Origin of the sequence: Rubritalea squalenifaciens DSM 18772 (genome assembly GCF_900141815.1) — a bacterium.
Lineage (GTDB): Bacteria > Verrucomicrobiota > Verrucomicrobiia > Verrucomicrobiales > Akkermansiaceae > Rubritalea > Rubritalea squalenifaciens.
The window spans coordinates 575441-595011 of record NZ_FQYR01000005.1 but is presented as its reverse complement, the minus strand read 5'-3'; the positions used below and the strand labels follow the sequence as shown (position 1 = coordinate 595011).

Here is a 19571-nt window from a genome sequence, read left to right as displayed (position 1 = left end):
GACAACAAAGTCGCAGAGACGTCAGCTACTCGGCCACCTCAACAGTGGCGAGCAGAGAACTTTCCTCACTAGCTTCATCCTCCACCACCTCACGTTGTCTCCAGTAGGCAGCAAGCAGGCTACCGATCATGCAGTGATAGAGGGCGGAGATGGCACAGGGGGTCATCGCCAGTGCCGAGAAATGGTCTTTCGCTAGTTTGGAGCCCAGGCCGGAGTTCTGCATGCCGACTTCCACACTCACGGTACGGCAGCTGCGCTCTTCGAGCTTCAAGAGCTTGGCTGTCAGGTAGCCGAGAGCAAAGCCAAGCGCATGCAGGATAAAGACTGCGGGCAACAAGGTGGCGGCATACTCCACGATGGAATTCTTCTGTAAACCAATCACACCACCCACGATGAGAACGATCACCAATACAGAAATCACCGGAGAAACGGCCTTCACCTTATCCAGTTTCCCCTTGAAGAAATGATTGATGAGAACACCGCCCACCACTGGTAACAATACGATGGTCACCATAGACCAGATCATCGCTCCCGCATCCACTTGCAGGATGGCGCTTGCATAGAATTTGGTGAGATAGGGTGTCAGTACTACGGCCAAGAAGGTCGAGCACATCGTCATCAGTACACTGAGCGCCACATTCGCACGAGCCAGATAACAGATCACATTGCTCGCCGTGCCCCCCGGGCAGCAGCTCACCAGAATCATCCCCAACTTCAGCATCGGCTCTAGATCGAACAAGCTCGCAACCGACCAGCCCAACAAGGGCATGATCAAAAACTGGGCAGCAACACCGAGAAATACCTGCCTCGGAGTCTTCAGGACAGCCTTGAAGTCTGCCCAACTCAGTGTGATCCCCATTCCCAGCATGATCACTCCCAGACCTGCGGTCAGCAGCTTGATCTCAGTACCCGGCACGACCCCGGTGAGAAACCAGGTGAAGGCGCTTGGTTGAAACCAAGCCCACACGACTCCGATTATGGTCCAGAGCCAAAAGAGGTTTGTGCATGTCGCGAGGATTTTCATGGGGTCAGATGCTTATGAGGGAATCCCCTCACCGGGTCAAGCGACGGCTATGTCCTCCATTCATTCAAAGTATGACAGCCACTACTTGAGCAAAGCCTTCTCAGGGTTCCGGCGAACTAGCCAGCTCACGCTCAGCAGAATCATCACCGCCAAGCCGAGAGTCATTCCCGCTACACCGAGGTACTGAGTGGGTGTTAGCAGGCCTTCCCAAATTGCTCTGAGAGCCAGTGCCACATTGAGCACCGGGACGTACATCATGGTTCCCTCTGTCGGCACACCGGGCAGTGTGCAGTAGATCAGCACCATGGCTGTCACCAGCATCATCAGCGCAGCCTTCAAATGGGCTTCTTTGGTGGAGCGCGAAAGAATCGAACTGCCATAGAGCAAGGACGCGAAGAGCAGAACCACCAAAACCATCAGGAACATCGCCGCAAAGACACTCGGCCAGGTCAAGCCCCCTACTTCTCCTGTAGCCACGTAGGAACCCAAGACAATCAGCAAGCCAATACCGCCAATAGTTGCCAACACGGAGAGCATTCCCATGCAGGAGACATAAATCAGCTTCCCACCGGCCACAGAAAGAAATCTAGCCGGGGTAGCCAAGATAGCTTCCAAGGTCCCTCTTTCTTTTTCACCCGCAGCCGTATCCACGGCCACCGCCATGCATCCGGTAAAGGCAAGGAACACCAGGAAATAGGCTCCGATCCCGCCAAACTTGCTACCGGCACTGATCCGCGTGGTCGCGTGATCCGTCACCTCAAGCTCGAAGGGATCAATATAGCTCTTATCCAGACCTTTCTTTTCCAGCCTCTGCTCCACGATGTGATCCTCCAGATCTCTGATGAGAATACGTACCCTCGAGAGAGTAGCTTCACCCGCAGCCGTGCCCAAGTAATGCAACTTTACGGTACTTCTCCCATCGTCTGCCTCAGGTAAAAAATTCGCGATGACATCATAGCCTTCCTTACTCAGTAGGACACTGGGATCAGCCTCTTTACTCACATTGATCCACAGGACATTCTCCGTCTGGTCCACAGGAGTGAGCGAAGTGATTCCACTAAAACCAACCGTGATCACCCGGGTCTTTTCAGAAGCCTGCTGCTGCACCGTCATCCACCCAGTCAGTGCAATCATCGCCGGATAAAACACCAGAGGCATCAAAATCGTCAGAAAAAGCGTACGCTTATCCCGTAATGCTTCCCGGACTTCTTTTTTCAATGTTGCCAGCAAGACATCAAGCATCGGCCACCTCCTCACTGGTGAGTAGTCTTACAAATTCATCTTCAAGCGTACTCTCCACCTGTTGGCTTTTCAGATCCTCAAAAGTTCCCAGATAGACCTGTTTGCCGTGATGAAAAATCGTCACATCGTCTGCCAGCATAGAAACCTCTCCCATGATGTGAGTGGAAAAGAGCACTGTCTTCCCCTCTTCCCGGCAGTGGCGGATCAAATCCGTGAGTGCTTTCGCAGCCAGCACATCCAGCCCAGTCGTCGCCTCGTCAAAGACCACTACCCCCGGATCATGAATCAACGTACGTGCAATCATCACCCGCTGCTTCTGCCCCATGGACAGGCGGCCTGATGGCCTCTTTAAAAATTCCCCGAGCTCGAACTGCTCCGTCAACGCTCTGATTCTGTCGCTCAACAGCTTGCCCTTGATGCCCTGTAGCCGCCCGAAAAACTCCAGACTCTCGAGTGGTGACAGTTTTTCATGCAGACCTGCCGTGCCTGTTAGGAAGCCCAGATGCTTGCGCACCTCGGCACCTTGCTCTCGCACATTTTGCCCGGCTACCTCCACCGTACCAGAGTCAGCCTTCATCAGGGTAGATATAATTCGCAGCAAAGTCGTCTTGCCCGAACCATTCGGTCCCAGCAGAGCAAATACTCTGCCCGGCTCGCAACGAAAACTCACACCTTGCACCGCAGCAACCTCTCCATTGCCTCCTCCACGGTAAGTTTTGTGCACATCTTCGACGACTATCATGTGACGCAACCTAAGGAGCATTCTGCTGGCTGGCAACTAAACAAAGACAGCTCGCATTTGCCTTAGCACTATTTTAAGCTATCCATCTAAGAAAACAGCATGGATAAAAGTTATCCACCTTAAGGACATGAGACTAAAAACTGCCACCTTCCCGCTTGCAATCCCCCCCGCCAAATCCAAGCTTTCTAGTATGTTAAAGATCGCTCTTACACTGGCTGTTATGGCATCTCCCCTGCTCGCTCAGGTGGAGGAAAAGCCTGATAGCACAGCCCAAGAAAAAGAGAATCCAGCGGTCGTAAAGATCAATGAAGATGAGTATCAGGTGGGGCTGGTCAAACTGAACAAAAAGACCCGTGAAGTCTCTCTGGAGGCCAAACTGGAGCATCGTGATGTCCTGCTTGAGTATCTCCTAACCAATCCTAACGGCAAGATCCACGAGACCCTATTCGTTACGGATGCAGTACCGTCGCACATTAATATCGCGCTCAAGCTGATCGGCTACAAGGAGTCACTAGAGCTGTTTCGTACCCTAGATAAACACAACCGCCCTACCGAGAAGTATCACGAAGTAGACGCCAAGACAAAGGCCGCCGCCCGCTTCACCATTCATGTGGCTTGGGAACAAGACGGTAAGCAGAAGTCGGCTCGTATCAATGAACTCATCCAGAATGAAATGACTGGTAAGGCCATGACTCCGGCTGCCTGGGTCTATGGGGGATCTTACGTTCTCAATGGCCAGTTCAAGCCAGATGCCAGTGGTGACATCATAGCCATTTTCACCGACCGCTCATCGATTGCCAACTATTCAGGGACTGGACGTGAGGATGACACTATCTGGAAACCATTCACCAAGCGCCTGCCCGAGACTGGCACCAAGGTAACGATCACTTTCAAACCTTATGACGGCCCTGTAGCACCGGGCAAACAAGATAAGAATCAACTCTAGTAACACTGCATCATGAAAACACTCGCCGCACTCTCAGCGCTGGCATTGACACTCAATGCCACAGCCCAAGAGAAAAACTACCTCTCCCTACAACTGGAGATGAAGCATGCCATTGACAAAGGCAATGCTTACCTCAAGTCCGTTCAGAAGGAAAACGGTCACTGGAAAAACGAGGACATTCCGGCTTATACCGCACTTGCCATCACCGCAGCGATGCGCGCTCCAAGTCTGGAAGAAGGTAAAACGCCTGAGCACATTCAAAAAGGCTACACCTGGCTTCTTTCCAAACAGAAAGATACCGGCGCCATCTTTGGCAGAGGCTTGGCCAACTACAACACCTCCACCTCCATCATGGCTCTCACCGCCTCAGGCAATCCTGATTACAAGGATGAGATCCTCCGCGCCCGCCGCTTCATCATCAATCTCCAGCAGGATTGGGACAACAAAGGCGAACTCGACAACAAGTACGACGGCGGCATCGGCTACGGTGGCTCATACACCCACTCTGACCTTTCCAATACCTATCTCTCCATCGAAGCGCTGGAACTCTCCAAGCAGTATGCACTGGATGCGAAAAACGACACAGGCAAGCCTGAGCCCGAGCTCGACTGGGATGCCGCCATCAAGTTCGTTTCAAGAATCCAGAACCTTGAGGAAACCAACGATCAGCCAGGCATCGGCAACGATGGTTCCTTCGTTTACTTCCCAGGCAATTCCAAGGCTGGCACTGAAAAGCAGGCCGATGGCCGAGAAACCCTGCGTGGTTACGGCTCCATGTCATACGCCGGCCTCCTTTCACTCATCTATGCCGACTTGGACCATAAGGATCCACGCGTTGTCGCGGTGAAGAAATGGCTCAACGACAATTACACCTTGGAGGAAAATCCGGGACTCGGTGAGCAAGGCCTCTACTACTACTACCAGGCCATGGCCAAAGCGCTCACCGCTGCGGAGATCGATACCCTCAAGACCAAAGACGGTGTAGAGCACGACTGGCGCAAGGAATTGGCCACCAAAATCCTCAACGCTCAGCGTGAAGACGGTTCTTGGATCAATGAAAACGCCCGCTGGTGGGAAAACGAGCCGGAACTCGTTACAGCCTACGCGGTTCTTACTTTGGAGCAAATCTACTACTCCATCCCTGAGCCTCAGAAGAAGCAAAACTAGTCTTCCCAGGTAACAGATTTCTCTCACTCCGGTCTCTAGCAGAGTCCGGAGTTTTTTATTTCAAGAAATGATGCTAAGCTAGCTTACCTCCTAAAACCATGAATAAGCTCGACGACTCTCGCTTTCAGGCATTTGACCGCAAGCTCTCAGACTGGATGGAGCGATGGGGCCACCGTATCCACCGCCTCACCCTAGCGCTGGTCTTTTTGTGGTTCGGCACCCTCAAAGTCGCTGGCTACAAGTCCGCTACCTCTCTGATTGCCCACACCGTCTACTTCTCTACCCCTGAAAAGGTCGTGCCTATTCTGGGCTGGTGGGAAATCGCGATCGGTCTCTGTCTGGCATTTTACCCCATGCTGAGAGTCGCGCTGCTACTCTTGGCTCTTCGTCTTCCCGGTACCCTGCTAGCCCTCATTCTTAAAGTGGATGTCTGCTTTGTGGAGTTCCCGTGGGTGCCCAGCATTGAAGGCCAATACCTCATCAAGGACTTCCTCCTATTCGGAGCCGCCCTCGTGCTTGGTGGAACGATCCGTGAAGAACAGCAAAAACCGGGCGTTCTTCACTAGCGGGTACAAGTTCTCTGCCGAAGTCCGAGCAAAGACACATTTTCCCAAACTTAAAACTTAACACGGCAGGCGGAACCATACACAGTCCCCGCATGGCAACGGAACACATCGACGTCAACTACGTGGCGGATCTCGCCCGACTCGAACTTACCCCAGAGGAAGCGACCACTTTCCAGAAGCAACTCGACGACATTCTCGGCTACATCGATCAGCTCTCAGAGCTCGATGTCGAGGGCATCGAACCTACAGCCCATGCTTCTCCGGTATTCGACCGTATTCGTGAGGACGTTGCCCGCCCAGGCCTCGACCGCGATGCCTTCCTGGACAACGCCCCAGATACCGCCAACGACCAACTTCGCGTCCCGAAGGTCATCGAATAATCATTTTTCACCTATTACCGCTAACAGACACCAGTCACCATGCTAGCTACAGAATCCATTTCTTCCCTCCGTGCCAAACTCACCGCCGGAGAAATCACCCCTCTCGATATCATCGATTCCATCGAAACCGCCGTGAAAGACAAAGACGGCGACATCGGCGGCTACCTCTCCTGCGATTTCGAGACCGCCCGTGAAGAAGCCAAAAACGCTGACCTTTCCCTGCCACTCGGAGGTATTCCGATTGCCATCAAGGACAACATCAACGTCAAAGGCCAGCCTCTGACCTGTGCTTCCAAGTTCCTCGAAGGCGCCTTCACCTCTCCCTACGATGCTACGGTCATCCAAAAACTCCGTGCCGCTGGCGCTATCCCGCTGGGCCGCACCAACCTGGACGAATTCGCGATGGGATCTACCTGCGATAACTCTGCGATCAAGCGCACCAACAACCCGGTGGACCTTGAGCGCACCCCAGGCGGTTCTTCTGGTGGTTCAGCCGCAGTAGTCGCAGCCGATACAGCCATCGCAGCCCTGGGCTCTGACACAGGTGGATCTATCCGCCAGCCAGCCTCCCACTGCGGAATCGTGGGCCTCAAGCCGTCCTATGGACTTGTCTCCCGTTATGGTCTGGTAGCATTCGCTTCCTCACTCGACCAGATCGGCCCGATGACCAAGACAGTCGAGGACGCCGCTCTTCTCCTCAATGCGATCACTGGCTATGACAAGGCAGACTCAACCTCACTGGATGTCGAATCTACTGATTTTACGGCTGATCTGGATGCAGGAGTCAAAGGCCTGAAGCTTGGTATCCCAGCTGAGTATTTCTCAGAGGCGACCGATCCACAGGTCAAAGCTCTCTTTGATGCTGCGGCTGCCAAACTGGAAGCAGCAGGTGCTGAGCTGGTTCCGATCTCTCTGCCTCACACCAAGTACGTGGTAGCCACCTACTACATCATTGCTCCGGCTGAGGCATCCTCCAACCTTTCCCGATTCGACGGCATCCGCTACGGCAACCGTGCAGAGAATCCAGAGAACCTGATCGACCTTTACCGCAAGTCCCGCGCACAAGGCTTCGGTCCTGAAGTGAAGCGCCGCATCATCCTCGGCACCTATGTGCTTTCTTCCGGGTACTATGATGCCTACTACACCCGCGCTCAGAAGGTCCGCACCCTGATCCGCAAGGATTTCACGGACGCCTTTGAGAAAGTAGACGCCATTCTCTCACCAACGGCTCCAACAGCGGCTCCCAAGCACGGTGAAAATGCTGACGATCCATTGCAGGAGTATCTTGCAGACATCTGCACGCTCGCGGCCAACTTGGCAGGAATTCCAGGCATCTCCGTACCAGCTGGCACTGTAGAGAGCGACTCCGGCACTAAGCTTCCGGTAGGTCTGCAGATTCTCGGCCCTGACCTCGGTGAACACACTCTGTTGAAGATCGGCAAAACGTTGGAAACTGCCTAAGCACTTCTTTCTCAATACTCCCCAGCTTTCTAAACCCAAGGTTCTTACCTTGGGTTTTTTTATGACTCACAACATCAATCCAGTCGATGAATCGCAAAGGATAATCGATTACCTCGAATCTTCTGCAGATGCTAAAACGTCAGCGTTATGAAACCAATCATCCTTCTACCAGTTCTCGCATCCAGCCTTATGACAAGCTGTGTTTACGATACTGCTGACTCCTACGTCGCCCCCACTAAGCCTATCCCAGGGAGCAAAGCTCATGGCTACAGCGAAAAAACACTGCGACCTCAAGCCAAGTTCCCTGTGCGAATCGCCGTAGCACGCGTTCAAACCCGTGGCTCCCAAATACGCCTTATCGAGGACCGGGATTTTGAAAGGGAGGAACACCAACAAGTCATCTCCTCACTTCCTCAAATCAGAGGCATGGTCAATGTCGACCCCGGGCAACTCGAAAGCACCGATACGTCCTACCCTGAGCTCCGCAAAGCCGCACGTCGCCTAGGCTGCAACATGCTTGCCGTGTACCGCTTCCACTCCAGCCACCAGAGCAAAAATGCTTCGACCTTACTCTCTGTAGCCACTCTCGGCGCCGCTCCCACCAACAGCCACACCACCAATGCCACGGTGAGCCTCACCCTGATTGATGCCTCCACTGGCTACATCTACGGCGTGTCTGAGGAAACAGCCCGCACCAAGTCCCTCTCCACAAGCTGGGGAAATGGTGACTCTAAGGAATCTGCCAAACAAAGAGCCCAACAGAAGGCCTATGACCAGCTGATCGAGAACCTCCCGAGATTCTGGAACAGCATTCTCAAAAAAAGCTAAAATCCTCTCATTTTATCCTCACTAGATTTCGAAAGCCGCTTCATCTCGAAGCGGCTTTTTGCGCAAAATACGCACAACCCTTTGATATTTAATCTAGTATTTCTATCAGAAACTCTGTAGAGTGTGCAAAATTTGCTTATTTCGGTGCAAGATGTGCGAAGCCATCCCCCCACTAGTCTGACAGTCTAACCATCAAGAAAGCGAAGCTCGTTTCGCCCGTAATCAACTTCTTCTTTCTGTGCCCGTCCTTCATCTAACAATCTTTATTTCTCTTATCCTGGCCGCCGTCTTCATCGTGTGCTTCACACTGGAGATTTGGCGAAACAAAGGCCGTGGAAGCGATCGATCTGCGCTGTTGCCGCTCCTTGAAGACGACGATCACGAAGAATCTCACAACCAAACCAAAGCCAACGATTCCAAATGAATCAGACCACCATAACCTACAACGACAAGTGCGTTCGCTATTTCCTTTGGGCCTCCATCATTTGGGGTCTCGTAGGAATGGGCGCAGGCTTACTCGCCGCCCTCCAGATGAACATCTCTATCGATTTCGTTAGAGATACCCCATGGCTTAGACCCATTGTGGAGTTCCTCTCCGGCGGCACTTTGGAAACTGAAGGGATTCCATACATCACCTTCGGTCGCCTCCGCCCACTGCACACCAATGCAGCTATCTTTGCCTTTGTGGGCAATATGATGTTTGCCGGTATCTACTACTCTACTCAGCGCCTCTGCCGCTGCCGAGTAGCATCAGACAAGCTTACCTGGCTTCATTTCTGGAGCTGGCAGCTCGTCATCGTCCTTGCAGCTGTCACCCTGCCACTGGGTCTTACACAAGGTAAGGAATACGCTGAGCTCATTTGGCCGATCGATCTCTTGGTGGCTGTCTCTTGGCTGATCTTTGGCTATAACTTCTTCTGGACGCTGATTAAGCGAAACGAGCAATCCCTCTACGTCTCACTCTGGTTCTACATCGCGACGATCATCACCATCACGATGCTCTACGTGGTCAACAACCTCCAGATCCCCACCTCACTCACACACTCTTACCCAATTTTCGGCGGCGTGCAGGATGCATTGGTCCAATGGTGGTACGGGCACAACGCCGTGGCCTTCTTCCTCACGACGCCGATCTTGGGTATCATGTACTACTACCTGCCTAAGGCAGCGAACCGTCCGGTGTACTCCTACCGTCTGTCCATCATTCACTTCTGGTCACTGGTATTCATCTACATCTGGGCAGGCCCACACCACCTGTTGAATACAGCTCTTCCTGAGTGGCTGCAGATCCTCGGCATGCTCTTCTCAGTCATGCTCTGGGCTCCATCATGGGGTGGTATGCTCAACGGTCTCCTCACCCTGCGCGGTGCCTGGAGCAAGCTCCAGACTGATCCCGTGATCAAGTTCTTCGCAGCAGGTGTCACTTTCTACGGCATGGCTACCTTCGAGGGACCACTGCTCTCCATCAAGTCAGTCAACGCCCTCTCCCACTACACTGACTGGACCATTGGTCACGTGCACTCAGGAACACTCGGTTGGAATGGCTTCATGGCCGCCGGTATGTTCTACTGGCTCGTCCCAAGACTCTGGAAAACAGAGCTCTACTCAAAGGCTCTCGCCAACTTCCACTTCTGGATCGGCTTCGTAGGTATCCTTCTCTACATCTCCGCTCTCTGGGTTGCTGGTATCGGTCAGTCACTCGCTCTTAACGAGGCTAACAACGGCACTGTCGTGAACCAGTTCGTCCAGACTCTGGAAGATATCCAGTACCCACTGTTCTTCCGCTCAATCGGCGGTGGTCTCTACCTCCTCGGATTCTTCATCCTGACCTTCAACCTCTTCATGACCTGTCGCAGAGGCAAGGCTACAGACGCGACTGCGGAGGTTGTCATGCGTGACCGTTCAGAAGTAGACCGCACCACCATCGGAACCATCGTCAAGCAGGACCCGTTCGCAGCTTTCCTGGGCTTCATCATTGCCCTCGCAGCCTGGGTTACCAATCCAGGTAACTGGTTCGCCCTCGCAGGCATGGTCTTCTTCGCTACTCTTGCAGCTTATCGCTTCAAGAAGAACGTTCCTGGCTGGAGCCAATGGCATGAGACCATCACCAAGAACTACCTGCCCTTCACAGTAGTCACCTTCTTCGCTGCTGCCATCGGTGGTGCTGTTCAGATCATCCCGAACGCGATCACTACCAAAGCTGAGGCTGTGGATGACCACCTTCAGGAACTCTACACCCCGCTTGAGCTTGCTGGACGTGACATCTACATCGCCGAGGGCTGCTATAACTGCCACTCCCAGATGATCCGTATGCTGGAAACCGACTACGTGCGTTACGGTGACTACTCACGCCTTGGCGAGTCCATCTATGACTATCCATTCCAGTGGGGCTCCAAGCGTACAGGTCCAGACCTTGCTCGTGAGGGTGGCAATATCACCACAGGCAGCGAAGTCATGCGTTCCGGTAAGCGAGACAATAACTGGCACTACCGCCACTTCATGAACCCTCGCGACATGGACACCAAGTCAAACATGCCATCCTACTCACACCTCGCGAGCAAGGACACCGACTTCAAGGCCCTGCCTAACAAGATCCGCGTACAGGCACTCATCGGAGTACCTTGGCCCCAAATGACCCCTTCTGAAATCGAGCAGCACGCTCAAGACCAGGCTCTCGAGATCGCCAAGAACATTGTGGATAACAATCCAAGCATCCCATGGGTGAAGGGCGAAATGCCCAGACAGGAAATCGAAGCCACTCTGGCCCAGAAGGAAATCATCGCACTCATCGCCTACATGCAGAAGCTGGGAACCTACAATATCCCTGAGCGTGTCGATGAAGACGGCAATCCTCTGCCACCTGTAGAGAAGTCATGGCTCACCCCAGACGAAGCCAGCAAAGAAACCCCAACCAACGAATAAGACATGATCAAAAACTATGTTCTTCAAAATCCGCAGGATCTAGCAGCCATTGTCTTCTTCTTCCTGACCCTGGGCATCTTCATCTTCAACATCATCTATGCTGTCAGAATGAAGAAGGACCATGCCGAGGCCATCGCCAAAACCGTGATCGATCACGACGAATAAACCACCATTTCTAATACCAATTATCACCGGACCATGAACGAGGATCCCATTACATCCAACGAGGCTATCAAGCGCGCTGACTATGCACGCGAGAAAGGTGAAGTCGTCCTTCGTGAACACGAATACGATGGCATTCAGGAGTTTGACCAGAAGCTCCCTAACTGGTGGCTGTTCACCCTCTGGGCAGCGATCGCAGTCTTCCTGACCTACTATCTCGTCTACTACACCCTGGATCTCTTGCCTTCCTCCAAGGAAAGCATGGACCAGCGTGTGACAGAGATTGAAGAACTCAAGCAAGCCGAACTCCAGAAACTACTTGAGTCCATGAATGATGACACCTTGGTGAATACATTCAGCACCAATCCTGATTTTGTGGCCAAGGGCAAGGAGGCCTACATCCAGAGCTGTGCGGCTTGCCATGCAGCTGATTTGGGTGCGAATGGCGGCATGACCGGACGCCCACTCAATGACGGCGAATGGGCCTATGGCAGTGAACCCATGAATATTTTTAAAATGATCCTTCATGGTACGCCAGCCGACTCCAAAGGCTACAAACAAGGCATGCGTATGGCGCCGATGGGCGGCGCACAGCTCAGCCCTGAACAGGTCGCCCAGATCACTGCCTTCCTGATTGACTCAAATCCAAACGACTTCAAGTCCTACAAGAAATAACCCTACCCATGGACCATCCAGATCCGAACCGAAAGAAAGAGCCCTGCAAAGACAAATGCACCGCCTGCAAGCACTGCGCTGAACGCGCCAAGCTCAAGAAAACCTCCCCAGAAAAAGAATCAGCCCCTGAACCACCCAAATAGACTCAATCGTGAAGAAGCCAAATCTAGATACCGTCACCACTATCAACCAAGACGGGTCAAAGTACAACATCCACCCTGCGGATGTAAAAGGTTCCTTCACGCTGAGACGTAGGCTAACAGCCTGGGTACTCATCCTCATCTACATCCTCTTGCCGTGGATAAAGATCAATGGGTACCCGGCTGTATTTCTCGATCTCGACAAGCGTCAGTTCCACTTCATGGGGCTGACTCTCTTCACCCAGGACTTCTGGGTACTCTTTTTCATCATCTCAGGACTCGCCTTTACGCTCTTTGTGCTGAGTTCCATCGTAGGCCGAGTCTGGTGTGGCTGGTTCTGTCCCTACACCGTTTTCCTAGAGCATCTCTATCGCCGCATCGAACGTTTCGTCGACGGTGACGCCCCCAAGCGCCGTCGTCTAGACGAGGCCCCCATGAACAAGACCAAGTTCATCAAGCGCGCTATTAAATGGTCCTTCTACGTACTCGTCTCCTTCATCCTGGCACACGTCTTCCTTTCCTACTTCATCTCCATACCCGGAGTCTGGAGTAACATCACCGACGGACCGGCTGAGCACATCACTGAGTTTTTATTCATCCTCGCCTTCACCGGTATTTTCACCTTCTGCTTCGGCTGGTTCAGGGAACAATTCTGCATCATTCTCTGCCCTTATGGCCGCTTCCAGTCCGCGCTGACAGACGACCAAACAGTCACCGTATTTTACGACTACAACCGTGGTGAACCACGCGGCAAGATGACCAAGGATGCGGACAAGAAACTCGGTGACTGCATCGACTGCCGACGTTGCGTCAATGTCTGTCCCACAGGAATCGACATCCGCAACGGCCTCCAGCTCGAATGTGTGGCTTGCTCCGCCTGTGTGGACGCCTGTAACGAGATCATGACCAAGGTCAATCGCCCGAAAGGCCTGGTCCGCTATGATTCGTCGGCTGGCATCTCTACCGGTAAGCGCAAGATCCTGCGTCCCCGCCTCTTCCTTTACATGATCTTCACCGCAATTGGCCTAGGTGTCTTGGGCGCAGTCTTTGTCTCTAAAGCAAAGCCCTTCCACGCCGGAATCACCAGAGTCATGGGCACCACGTATACCGCAAATGAGCAAGGGGTGAGAAACCAGTACCAGATCAAACTCACCAACAAGAGAAACCAGGACATCACCTATACCTACAAGTTGATCAACAGCCCTGGATTCGAACTCTCCGCTGGAACCAACACCATTACCTTGGGACCTCTGCAGAAAGACACCGTGACCTTCACCGTGTTTTCACCAGTCGACCAATACAAAGGTTCCGCTGATATCTTTATCGAAGTCACCTCTGAAGACGGCACCCAATCTGAACTGACTGCCCGATTCTTAGGACCAGCTGCCACCCTTTACAAAGACAGCCTCAACGAAAAACAAGAAACAACCAATCCTGAATGATGAGCATCAAGCACTTTTACAAATCCCTCTGGTTCTGGGTCATCCTCATGCACCTGATTCTGATCGCCGCTTGGGTGTTCATCATCATGTTATCCAAATCAGTCTAACAATGAGAACAAACACCATCCTCTTCACACAGTTTGCCATCATGGCAGTAGGCATAGCCCTCATGGTAGTCGCCCTACTACAGATGCCCTTATAATCCATGGAAATGACCTCCATAGCGGCGCTCAGCGCCGGCTTAGCCACCAGCTTACACTGCGTCGGCATGTGCGGCCCTCTGGCCTGCGCGGTCACCAGCAAAGCAAAGAACCGAGAGCACGCTCTACTCGAAACCTTCTCCTACCACTTCGGCAGATTGGTTTCCTACACTCTCATTGGTTCTTTAGCGGGTTTGATTGGCAAGCAACCCTTGGCTTATTTCTTCCACTCACCGGCAGCAATCTTGCCGTGGATGATGATTCCTTTTCTCATCGTCACCGCCTTTCCCAAATTATTCCAGCTGCCTCGCTTAAACTTCCTGGCTCGCCCCTATTACAAAGCCAAGTTCTGGGCACAGAACAAACCAGCCGGAATAGCTGGAGGTTTGCTGGGGCTCATCTCTCCTTGCCTACCCTGCACCCCTCTCTACCTGATTTTTGGAGTATGCTTGCTGAGTGGATCTCCCATCACGGGTGCCCTGTTAGCTTTCTGTTTCGCACTGGGGACAATTCCCCTGCTCTGGGCAGCCCAGTCTTCTACCAGGCTCATCACCAAGATCATCCCTGCTCCTTGGCGTAATCCACTGAGATCCACCTTCCTCGTGGCGGTCACCATCATCCTCTTAGTCAGGCTACAAGGGACGCTTCCCTTTGTTGAGACGACGCAAGCCAAGGATCAGCCCGCCTCAGAAGCCACCCCGGAAAAAACCATCGAAGAGCTCCCCGGCTGCTGCAACGGTCAATAACTCACTCTCACATCACGGTGTCCAACTGTCTCCATTGCTCATCTCCCGCTCCATCCAACCATGACTTTTGCTGTCGTGGTTGTGAATCCGTCTACGAACTCATCCATCAAGGAGGACTCGGGGTTTTCTATGAGCTCAAAGGGAAGGATTCCCTCTCACCCCTACGTGAAAGACCCTTCCAGCAAAGGGACTGGAAATGGCTCCAAGACACCGTTGACCGAGCATTGGGCGATGGTGACCCAGACAAGCCGCTCGATATCAAACTGGGACTCTCTGGCATGTCCTGCATGGCCTGCGTGTGGCTCGTCGAGACCGTTGCCAAAAAGCAGGAAGGCATCATCGAGACCATCGCGGACAATACACATGGCTCTCTTGAAGTAACTCTGATCCCGGCAAAGGCCAATCTCTGCGATTTCGCCGACGAACTACATAAACTAGGCTACGACATCTTGCCTAACAAACTCGGCACTCAGGGAACTTCATCCGGTTTAGTAATTCGCTTGGGAATCTGCGGAGCTCTGGCCATGAACACCATGGCTTTTACTCTGCCTCGCTACACGGGCATGGAAACCAGCGATGATCTCTCCGGGCTACTCACTCTAATCGCCATTGCCTCGAGTACCTTGGCTCTGCTGATTGGCGGCTCCTATTTCTTCAAACGTTCCTGGCAGGCGCTGAAAACCGGTGGCGTACACATGGACTTGCCCATTTCCCTGGGGCTCATCCTCGCCTACATCGGTTCACTGATCGGCTGGGCGGCCAGTCATGAGCAGCTCTTCTACTTCGACTTTGTTGCCATCTTCACCTTCCTCATGCTGCTGGGAAAGCAAATCCAGATTACCTCCCTGAATCGCGCCAAGAACCGTTTCCAGACGGACAATACCATCCCTGAGCACTACACGGATACAGACAATGAACTGATCCCTACCGAAAACATCCCCAAGCACACACGCCTGATCATTCCACCCGGAGTGGTTGTACCAGCAGACTCACGCCTGATCGCCAAATCAGCAGACCTCTCACTTGCTTGGATTACGGGAGAGCCTACCTCTAAGATCTATCACCATACTGATGCCATTCCTGCTGGTGCCATCAACCAGACATCTACAGCGATTACGGTAGAAACCACCAAAGCCACATCGGCAGATTCAGGTATTTCCAAGCTCTGTCAGCTCACCCCGGACGACCAAAGCAGCGAGGACAGGAAGTTCCAGCAAAAGGCCATTCAGACCTATCTACTGGCCATTCTCTTTATCGGCATCCTCGCCTCGGGTTCCTGGATGGTTTTTACCGGAGACTGGATCAAATCCCTTCAGGTTTTGATCTCCATCTATGTTGTCTCCTGCCCCTGCGGCATCGGTCTGGCCTTGCCCTTACTCAATAACCGAAGCAGCCGTGTGGCTCATGACCAAGGCATCTTCCCGATTGCCGATGACTTCTGGGAGGCCGTCGGCAAAGTCAGCAAAGTCATCTTTGATAAAACCGGCACCCTCACTCCGGACAAACCCACACTGAAAAGTACCTACGCTCTGGAAGCCTTAAGTCAGGAAGACCAACAAGCCGTCTATACGCTCAGCAGAGCCTCGCTCCACCCACTCAGCCGTTCCCTGTTCTCTTCCATGATCACCGAGGGCATGATTCATCCAGATATGCCAGGTAGACTGGAAGAAATCCCTGGCAAGTGCATCACGCTCCATGCGGCCTCAGGAGACTTGTATTCTCTGGGCAGGCCTTCAGAAGAACAGGTTTCCAAGAATGACCTCAGCTGCAGTCTCACCAAAAACGGAGAGGACATCGCAATCTTTACCTTTGAGGAATCTGCCAGAGCGTCAGCCCCAACTTCCATTGGAAAGATCGACCAGATGCTTCCGCATAAACCCGTGATTCTCTCTGGTGACAGTGAGTCACGGGTCGCCAAGCTCGCCCAAGAGCTAAATATCGAAGAATACTACGGCAGCCTTCTTCCCCATGAGAAAGAAGCCGCTGTGGCAGCCATAGAGAGGACCGACCACTCCCTTTACCTGGGTGACGGCATCAATGATTTGCCCGCCATGCGCATAGCCACCCTGAGTGGTGCCCCCTTTGCCAATATCAACATGCTCACGGCTAACGTGGATTTCCTTTTTACCGATGAAACCATGAGCTTTCTCCCCAAACTCATTCTTTTGTCCCGCTGGAGGAACAGACTCAAAAAACAACTCATCGCTTACACCCTGCTCTACAACGCCGTCGTACTGGGATTTTGCATTTCAGGACTCATGTCTCCCCTGATCGCTGCAATCATCATGCCTCTGAGCTCTATCCTAAGTATCCTAATCGTCACTAGAAATAATCCGAACAAACAAAGCTTTGCTTGCATTGCGAATTAACCCGACCATGGTAGCTTGTAATTTCCAAATAGAACTTAAAGGAGTGTCTGTGAATAATGTTCAAGAGCACATAGATCGTGATAGTATCTACTTCGCTTTGCTGAAGTCTGATCTGTTTGCCGTGTACCGAAAGGCATTCGAACAAGTCACCAACCAGACCCTCTCACTGATTCACGCAGATACAGGATGCACCCCGGAGAACGAGATGAGCCGGTGCCAGAATAAGTTCTGCTCCTACCTATTGGAACAAAAGGTCTGTGAAAACCGTTGCTACGATTTCGTACTGCAGCTTTCCAAGCGCATCAACCACCAGGCCCTGACTTCTTCCTGCGATGCGAACATCACCACCACACTGATACCGGTGAATGTGAAGGGTAAAATCGTGGCTTACCTTCGATCCGGGCTGGTTCGCGTGGATGACCGCGAGACAGAAGCCTCATTTCTCGCCGAAGTGAAGAAGCAACTGCCACCCTCTAGCGGCAAGAAAATAGACAACCTCTATCAGGAGTCCAAGGTCTTCACGAGAAAGGACTACAATTCACAAATTACCCTGCTGGGTGCCTTTGCTCTTCAGCTCTCCGATCTCGCTGCCCACTTGCACAGCAAGTGCAACCACCAGCATGACATCATCGACTCCACCAAAGCCTACATCCAAGAGCATTTGGCGGAGAAAATCTGTCTGGATACGCTTGCCGAGAGAGTCAATATCACCTCCAGCTACCTCTGTAAGCAGTTCAAGAAATCCACTGGCCTGACTATCATCGAATACGTCAACCGCCACCGGGTAGAACGTGCAAAGAAACTGCTGACAAAGAATGAGGACACCAAGATCATCGAGATCGCCTATGCGACCGGATTCCAGTCCCTCTCACAGTTCAACCGCTCTTTCCAGAGGTATGTCGGCCTCTCCCCTTCAGAATTCAAACAACAACAAGCCGCCCTCACGGAGGCTTAATCCCAAAACCCAATCGAATGAAGAAACTCATCATCTCTGCGCTCGCGGGTATTGCTTTGCTGACGGCATGTACCGTGAATAAACCTGCTGATCAATTCGCGCCATCAGCCAGCATGGCAGAAAAATCAGGCACCCCGATTAACGAATTGGGTGAAGGTCACGCGATCTTCCTCAAGCATTGCTCTCAATGCCATGAGCAACGCGTTCCGAACTACATTTCCTCTGAAGAGTGGCATGTTGTCGTACCCGGCATGGCGTGGAATGCGGGTCTTTCCAAGCGCGAAGAAGATCTCGTCAACAAGTACCTAGCCGCAGCCAGTAAAGTAGAATGAGCGCGATCTCTCGCGCTCATTACCAACATTAAAATTTTAGGAAGGCGGGTAAGGACTACTCGCCTTTTTCTTGGTTGAGAGTGGACTGGAAGACGTCCGCTCTGGCACCTGGGATCGGCAGATCACTGGGCTTGAGCTCCAAATCAGAAGTTCCGCGAAGTGCCGCTTCAATGTCATCCACCACATCAAGTTCTGGGCGGAAATCAGCCGCGTGGTAGGAACTACGAACGAGTGGACCACTCGCTACATGGCGGAATCCTTTCGCTAGGGCGATCTCCTTGTATTTGTCGAACTGCTCAGGCTTGATGTACTCCACCACCGGAAGGTGTCTAGGTGTTGGTCTGAGATACTGACCGAGGGTGAGTACGGTAACATTGTGATCGAGTAGATCATCCATGGCTTTCTCTACCTCTTCCTGGGTTTCCCCAAGACCAAGCATCAGACCGCTCTTTACGGCTACCTTGCCCTCGACCATCTCGTGAGCCTTCTTGAGAACGGCGAGAGATCTCCAGTACTTCGCTCGGCTACGTACCAGCGGAGTAAGACGCTCGACCGTCTCGAGGTTGTGGTTGAAGATGTGTGGGCGAGCCACCATCACCTTCTCCAGAGCCCAGTCACGGTCATTGAAGTCAGGTACCAGCACCTCGATGATGATGCCTGGATTGACAGAGCGCACTTCTTGAATAACGCGCTGGAAGTGCTCGGCACCGCCATCCTTGAGATCATCACGGGCCACTGCGGTAATCACCACGTGCTTCAGGCCCATTCGCTTGGTTGCCTCGGCAACACGCTGAGGCTCGTCATCCTCTAGTGGATCAGGTCTGGCTGTCTTCACAGCACAGAAGCCGCATGCACGGGTGCACTTGTCACCAGCGATCATGAATGTCGCGGTACCGTGTCCCCAGCATTCCCAGCGGTTCGGGCATTGAGCTTCTTCACAGACGGTCACGAGATTGAGATCCTTCACCATCGATTTGGTGTCCCAGAACACAGGGTTATTGGGCAAACGTACCTTGATCCAGGACGGCTTTTTGTCCGTGTGCAAGGTGGGATCCATCTTCATTCTTGGGCCTGCGCAACTCATGGGGCGGAACGTAATCACGGATTTTCAGAAACGAAAGCGCAAAATCACCCTGAATTCAGGATATGCATAGTTTCCCTTATGCATTCTATTATCAAGCACTTGGGCTATCGTACTGATTCAATAAGGTATCGAAACTCCCGACCATTTAGAGGACCTACGAAGCCATTCATACGATTTAGGCACCTCAT

General features: G+C 52.6%; 18 protein-coding genes. 14 read left to right on the top strand and 4 right to left on the bottom strand.

The window, feature by feature from the left end; all coding sequences use genetic code 11:
• Positions 1 to 25: 25 nt before the first annotated feature.
• The 3 genes from BUB27_RS15815 to BUB27_RS15805 form a co-directional block, all read right to left on the bottom strand.
• Positions 26 to 1024 carry a bile acid:sodium symporter family protein gene (locus BUB27_RS15815; RefSeq protein WP_143184833.1) on the bottom strand — a complete coding sequence of 333 codons (999 nt, stop codon included), beginning with the start codon at positions 1022 to 1024 and terminating at the stop codon, positions 26 to 28.
• Positions 1025 to 1105: 81 nt separating this feature from the next.
• Positions 1106 to 2242, bottom strand: a complete 1137-nt coding sequence (locus tag BUB27_RS15810; protein ID WP_159435011.1) for an ABC transporter permease subunit — start codon at positions 2240 to 2242, stop codon at positions 1106 to 1108.
• Between the two features lie 16 nt (positions 2243 to 2258).
• Positions 2259 to 3008 (bottom strand): ABC transporter ATP-binding protein, encoded by a 750-nt coding sequence (locus BUB27_RS15805; protein ID WP_159435010.1) that lies wholly within the window; start codon positions 3006 to 3008, stop codon positions 2259 to 2261.
• A 127-nt stretch (positions 3009 to 3135) separates the two neighbouring features.
• On the opposite strand from BUB27_RS15805, the gene BUB27_RS15800 reads away from it, so the two are divergent.
• The 14 genes from BUB27_RS15800 (at position 3136) to BUB27_RS15740 (ending at position 18299) form a co-directional block, all read left to right on the top strand.
• Positions 3136 to 3954, top strand: a complete 819-nt coding sequence (locus BUB27_RS15800) for a YdjY domain-containing protein (RefSeq protein ID WP_143184830.1) — start codon at positions 3136 to 3138, stop codon at positions 3952 to 3954.
• A gap of 12 nt (positions 3955 to 3966) precedes the next feature.
• Positions 3967 to 5121: a prenyltransferase/squalene oxidase repeat-containing protein gene (locus tag BUB27_RS15795; RefSeq protein ID WP_143184829.1), complete on the top strand. Its 1155-nt coding sequence runs from the start codon at positions 3967 to 3969 to the stop codon at positions 5119 to 5121.
• A 98-nt stretch (positions 5122 to 5219) separates the two neighbouring features.
• A complete protein-coding gene (locus BUB27_RS15790; RefSeq protein ID WP_143184828.1) occupies positions 5220 to 5687 on the top strand; it encodes a hypothetical protein in 468 nt (155 codons plus the stop codon).
• Positions 5688 to 5779: 92 nt separating this feature from the next.
• Positions 5780 to 6067, top strand: coding sequence for an Asp-tRNA(Asn)/Glu-tRNA(Gln) amidotransferase subunit GatC (gatC, locus tag BUB27_RS15785; RefSeq protein WP_143184827.1), 288 nt, complete (start codon positions 5780 to 5782; stop codon positions 6065 to 6067).
• A 39-nt stretch (positions 6068 to 6106) separates the two neighbouring features.
• Positions 6107 to 7528: an Asp-tRNA(Asn)/Glu-tRNA(Gln) amidotransferase subunit GatA gene (gene gatA / locus BUB27_RS15780; RefSeq protein ID WP_143184826.1), complete on the top strand. Its 1422-nt coding sequence runs from the start codon at positions 6107 to 6109 to the stop codon at positions 7526 to 7528.
• A gap of 147 nt (positions 7529 to 7675) precedes the next feature.
• Positions 7676 to 8356 carry a hypothetical protein gene (locus BUB27_RS15775; protein WP_143184825.1) on the top strand — a complete coding sequence of 227 codons (681 nt, stop codon included), beginning with the start codon at positions 7676 to 7678 and terminating at the stop codon, positions 8354 to 8356.
• Between the two features lie 420 nt (positions 8357 to 8776).
• On the top strand, positions 8777 to 11278 hold the full coding sequence (gene ccoN, locus BUB27_RS15770; protein WP_143184824.1) for a cytochrome-c oxidase, cbb3-type subunit I: 2502 nt from the start codon (positions 8777 to 8779) through the stop codon (positions 11276 to 11278).
• A gap of 3 nt (positions 11279 to 11281) precedes the next feature.
• Positions 11282 to 11443, top strand: a complete 162-nt coding sequence (locus tag BUB27_RS18965) for a hypothetical protein (RefSeq protein ID WP_159435009.1) — start codon at positions 11282 to 11284, stop codon at positions 11441 to 11443.
• A 33-nt stretch (positions 11444 to 11476) separates the two neighbouring features.
• Positions 11477 to 12115 carry a cbb3-type cytochrome c oxidase N-terminal domain-containing protein gene (locus tag BUB27_RS15765; RefSeq protein ID WP_143184823.1) on the top strand — a complete coding sequence of 213 codons (639 nt, stop codon included), beginning with the start codon at positions 11477 to 11479 and terminating at the stop codon, positions 12113 to 12115.
• 151 nt (positions 12116 to 12266) lie between these two features.
• Positions 12267 to 13697 carry a cytochrome c oxidase accessory protein CcoG gene (ccoG, locus tag BUB27_RS15760; protein ID WP_159435008.1) on the top strand — a complete coding sequence of 477 codons (1431 nt, stop codon included), beginning with the start codon at positions 12267 to 12269 and terminating at the stop codon, positions 13695 to 13697.
• 205 nt (positions 13698 to 13902) lie between these two features.
• Positions 13903 to 14643, top strand: a complete 741-nt coding sequence (locus BUB27_RS15755) for a sulfite exporter TauE/SafE family protein (protein WP_143184821.1) — start codon at positions 13903 to 13905, stop codon at positions 14641 to 14643.
• 17 nt (positions 14644 to 14660) lie between these two features.
• The gene (locus BUB27_RS15750) at positions 14661 to 17012 is read left to right on the top strand and encodes a heavy metal translocating P-type ATPase (protein ID WP_143184820.1); all 2352 of its coding nucleotides are present in this window, start codon (positions 14661 to 14663) and stop codon (positions 17010 to 17012) included.
• A 49-nt stretch (positions 17013 to 17061) separates the two neighbouring features.
• Complete coding sequence (locus BUB27_RS15745; RefSeq protein ID WP_159435007.1) at positions 17062 to 17967, top strand: helix-turn-helix domain-containing protein; 906 nt, start codon at positions 17062 to 17064, stop codon at positions 17965 to 17967.
• A gap of 17 nt (positions 17968 to 17984) precedes the next feature.
• On the top strand, positions 17985 to 18299 hold the full coding sequence (locus BUB27_RS15740; RefSeq protein WP_143184818.1) for a hypothetical protein: 315 nt from the start codon (positions 17985 to 17987) through the stop codon (positions 18297 to 18299).
• Positions 18300 to 18354: 55 nt separating this feature from the next.
• Here the strand turns inward: BUB27_RS15740 and lipA are convergent, their stop codons facing one another.
• Positions 18355 to 19356 carry a lipoyl synthase gene (gene lipA, locus BUB27_RS15735; RefSeq protein WP_234991771.1) on the bottom strand — a complete coding sequence of 334 codons (1002 nt, stop codon included), beginning with the start codon at positions 19354 to 19356 and terminating at the stop codon, positions 18355 to 18357.
• Positions 19357 to 19571 lie beyond the last annotated feature (215 nt).

Coding starts and splice junctions, on each gene's coding strand:
- BUB27_RS15815 (WP_143184833.1), bottom strand. CDS start 1,024: ATGAAAATCCTCGCGACATGCACAAACCTCTTTTGGCTCTGGACCATA.
- BUB27_RS15805 (WP_159435010.1), bottom strand. CDS start 3,008: ATGATAGTCGTCGAAGATGTGCACAAAACTTACCGTGGAGGAGGCAAT.
- BUB27_RS15800 (WP_143184830.1), top strand. CDS start 3,136: ATGAGACTAAAAACTGCCACCTTCCCGCTTGCAATCCCCCCCGCCAAA.
- BUB27_RS15795 (WP_143184829.1), top strand. CDS start 3,967: ATGAAAACACTCGCCGCACTCTCAGCGCTGGCATTGACACTCAATGCC.
- BUB27_RS15790 (WP_143184828.1), top strand. CDS start 5,220: ATGAATAAGCTCGACGACTCTCGCTTTCAGGCATTTGACCGCAAGCTC.
- gatC (WP_143184827.1), top strand. CDS start 5,780: ATGGCAACGGAACACATCGACGTCAACTACGTGGCGGATCTCGCCCGA.
- gatA (WP_143184826.1), top strand. CDS start 6,107: ATGCTAGCTACAGAATCCATTTCTTCCCTCCGTGCCAAACTCACCGCC.
- BUB27_RS15775 (WP_143184825.1), top strand. CDS start 7,676: ATGAAACCAATCATCCTTCTACCAGTTCTCGCATCCAGCCTTATGACA.
- ccoN (WP_143184824.1), top strand. CDS start 8,777: ATGAATCAGACCACCATAACCTACAACGACAAGTGCGTTCGCTATTTC.
- BUB27_RS18965 (WP_159435009.1), top strand. CDS start 11,282: ATGATCAAAAACTATGTTCTTCAAAATCCGCAGGATCTAGCAGCCATT.
- BUB27_RS15765 (WP_143184823.1), top strand. CDS start 11,477: ATGAACGAGGATCCCATTACATCCAACGAGGCTATCAAGCGCGCTGAC.
- BUB27_RS15755 (WP_143184821.1), top strand. CDS start 13,903: ATGGAAATGACCTCCATAGCGGCGCTCAGCGCCGGCTTAGCCACCAGC.
- BUB27_RS15740 (WP_143184818.1), top strand. CDS start 17,985: ATGAAGAAACTCATCATCTCTGCGCTCGCGGGTATTGCTTTGCTGACG.
- lipA (WP_234991771.1), bottom strand. CDS start 19,356: ATGGATCCCACCTTGCACACGGACAAAAAGCCGTCCTGGATCAAGGTA.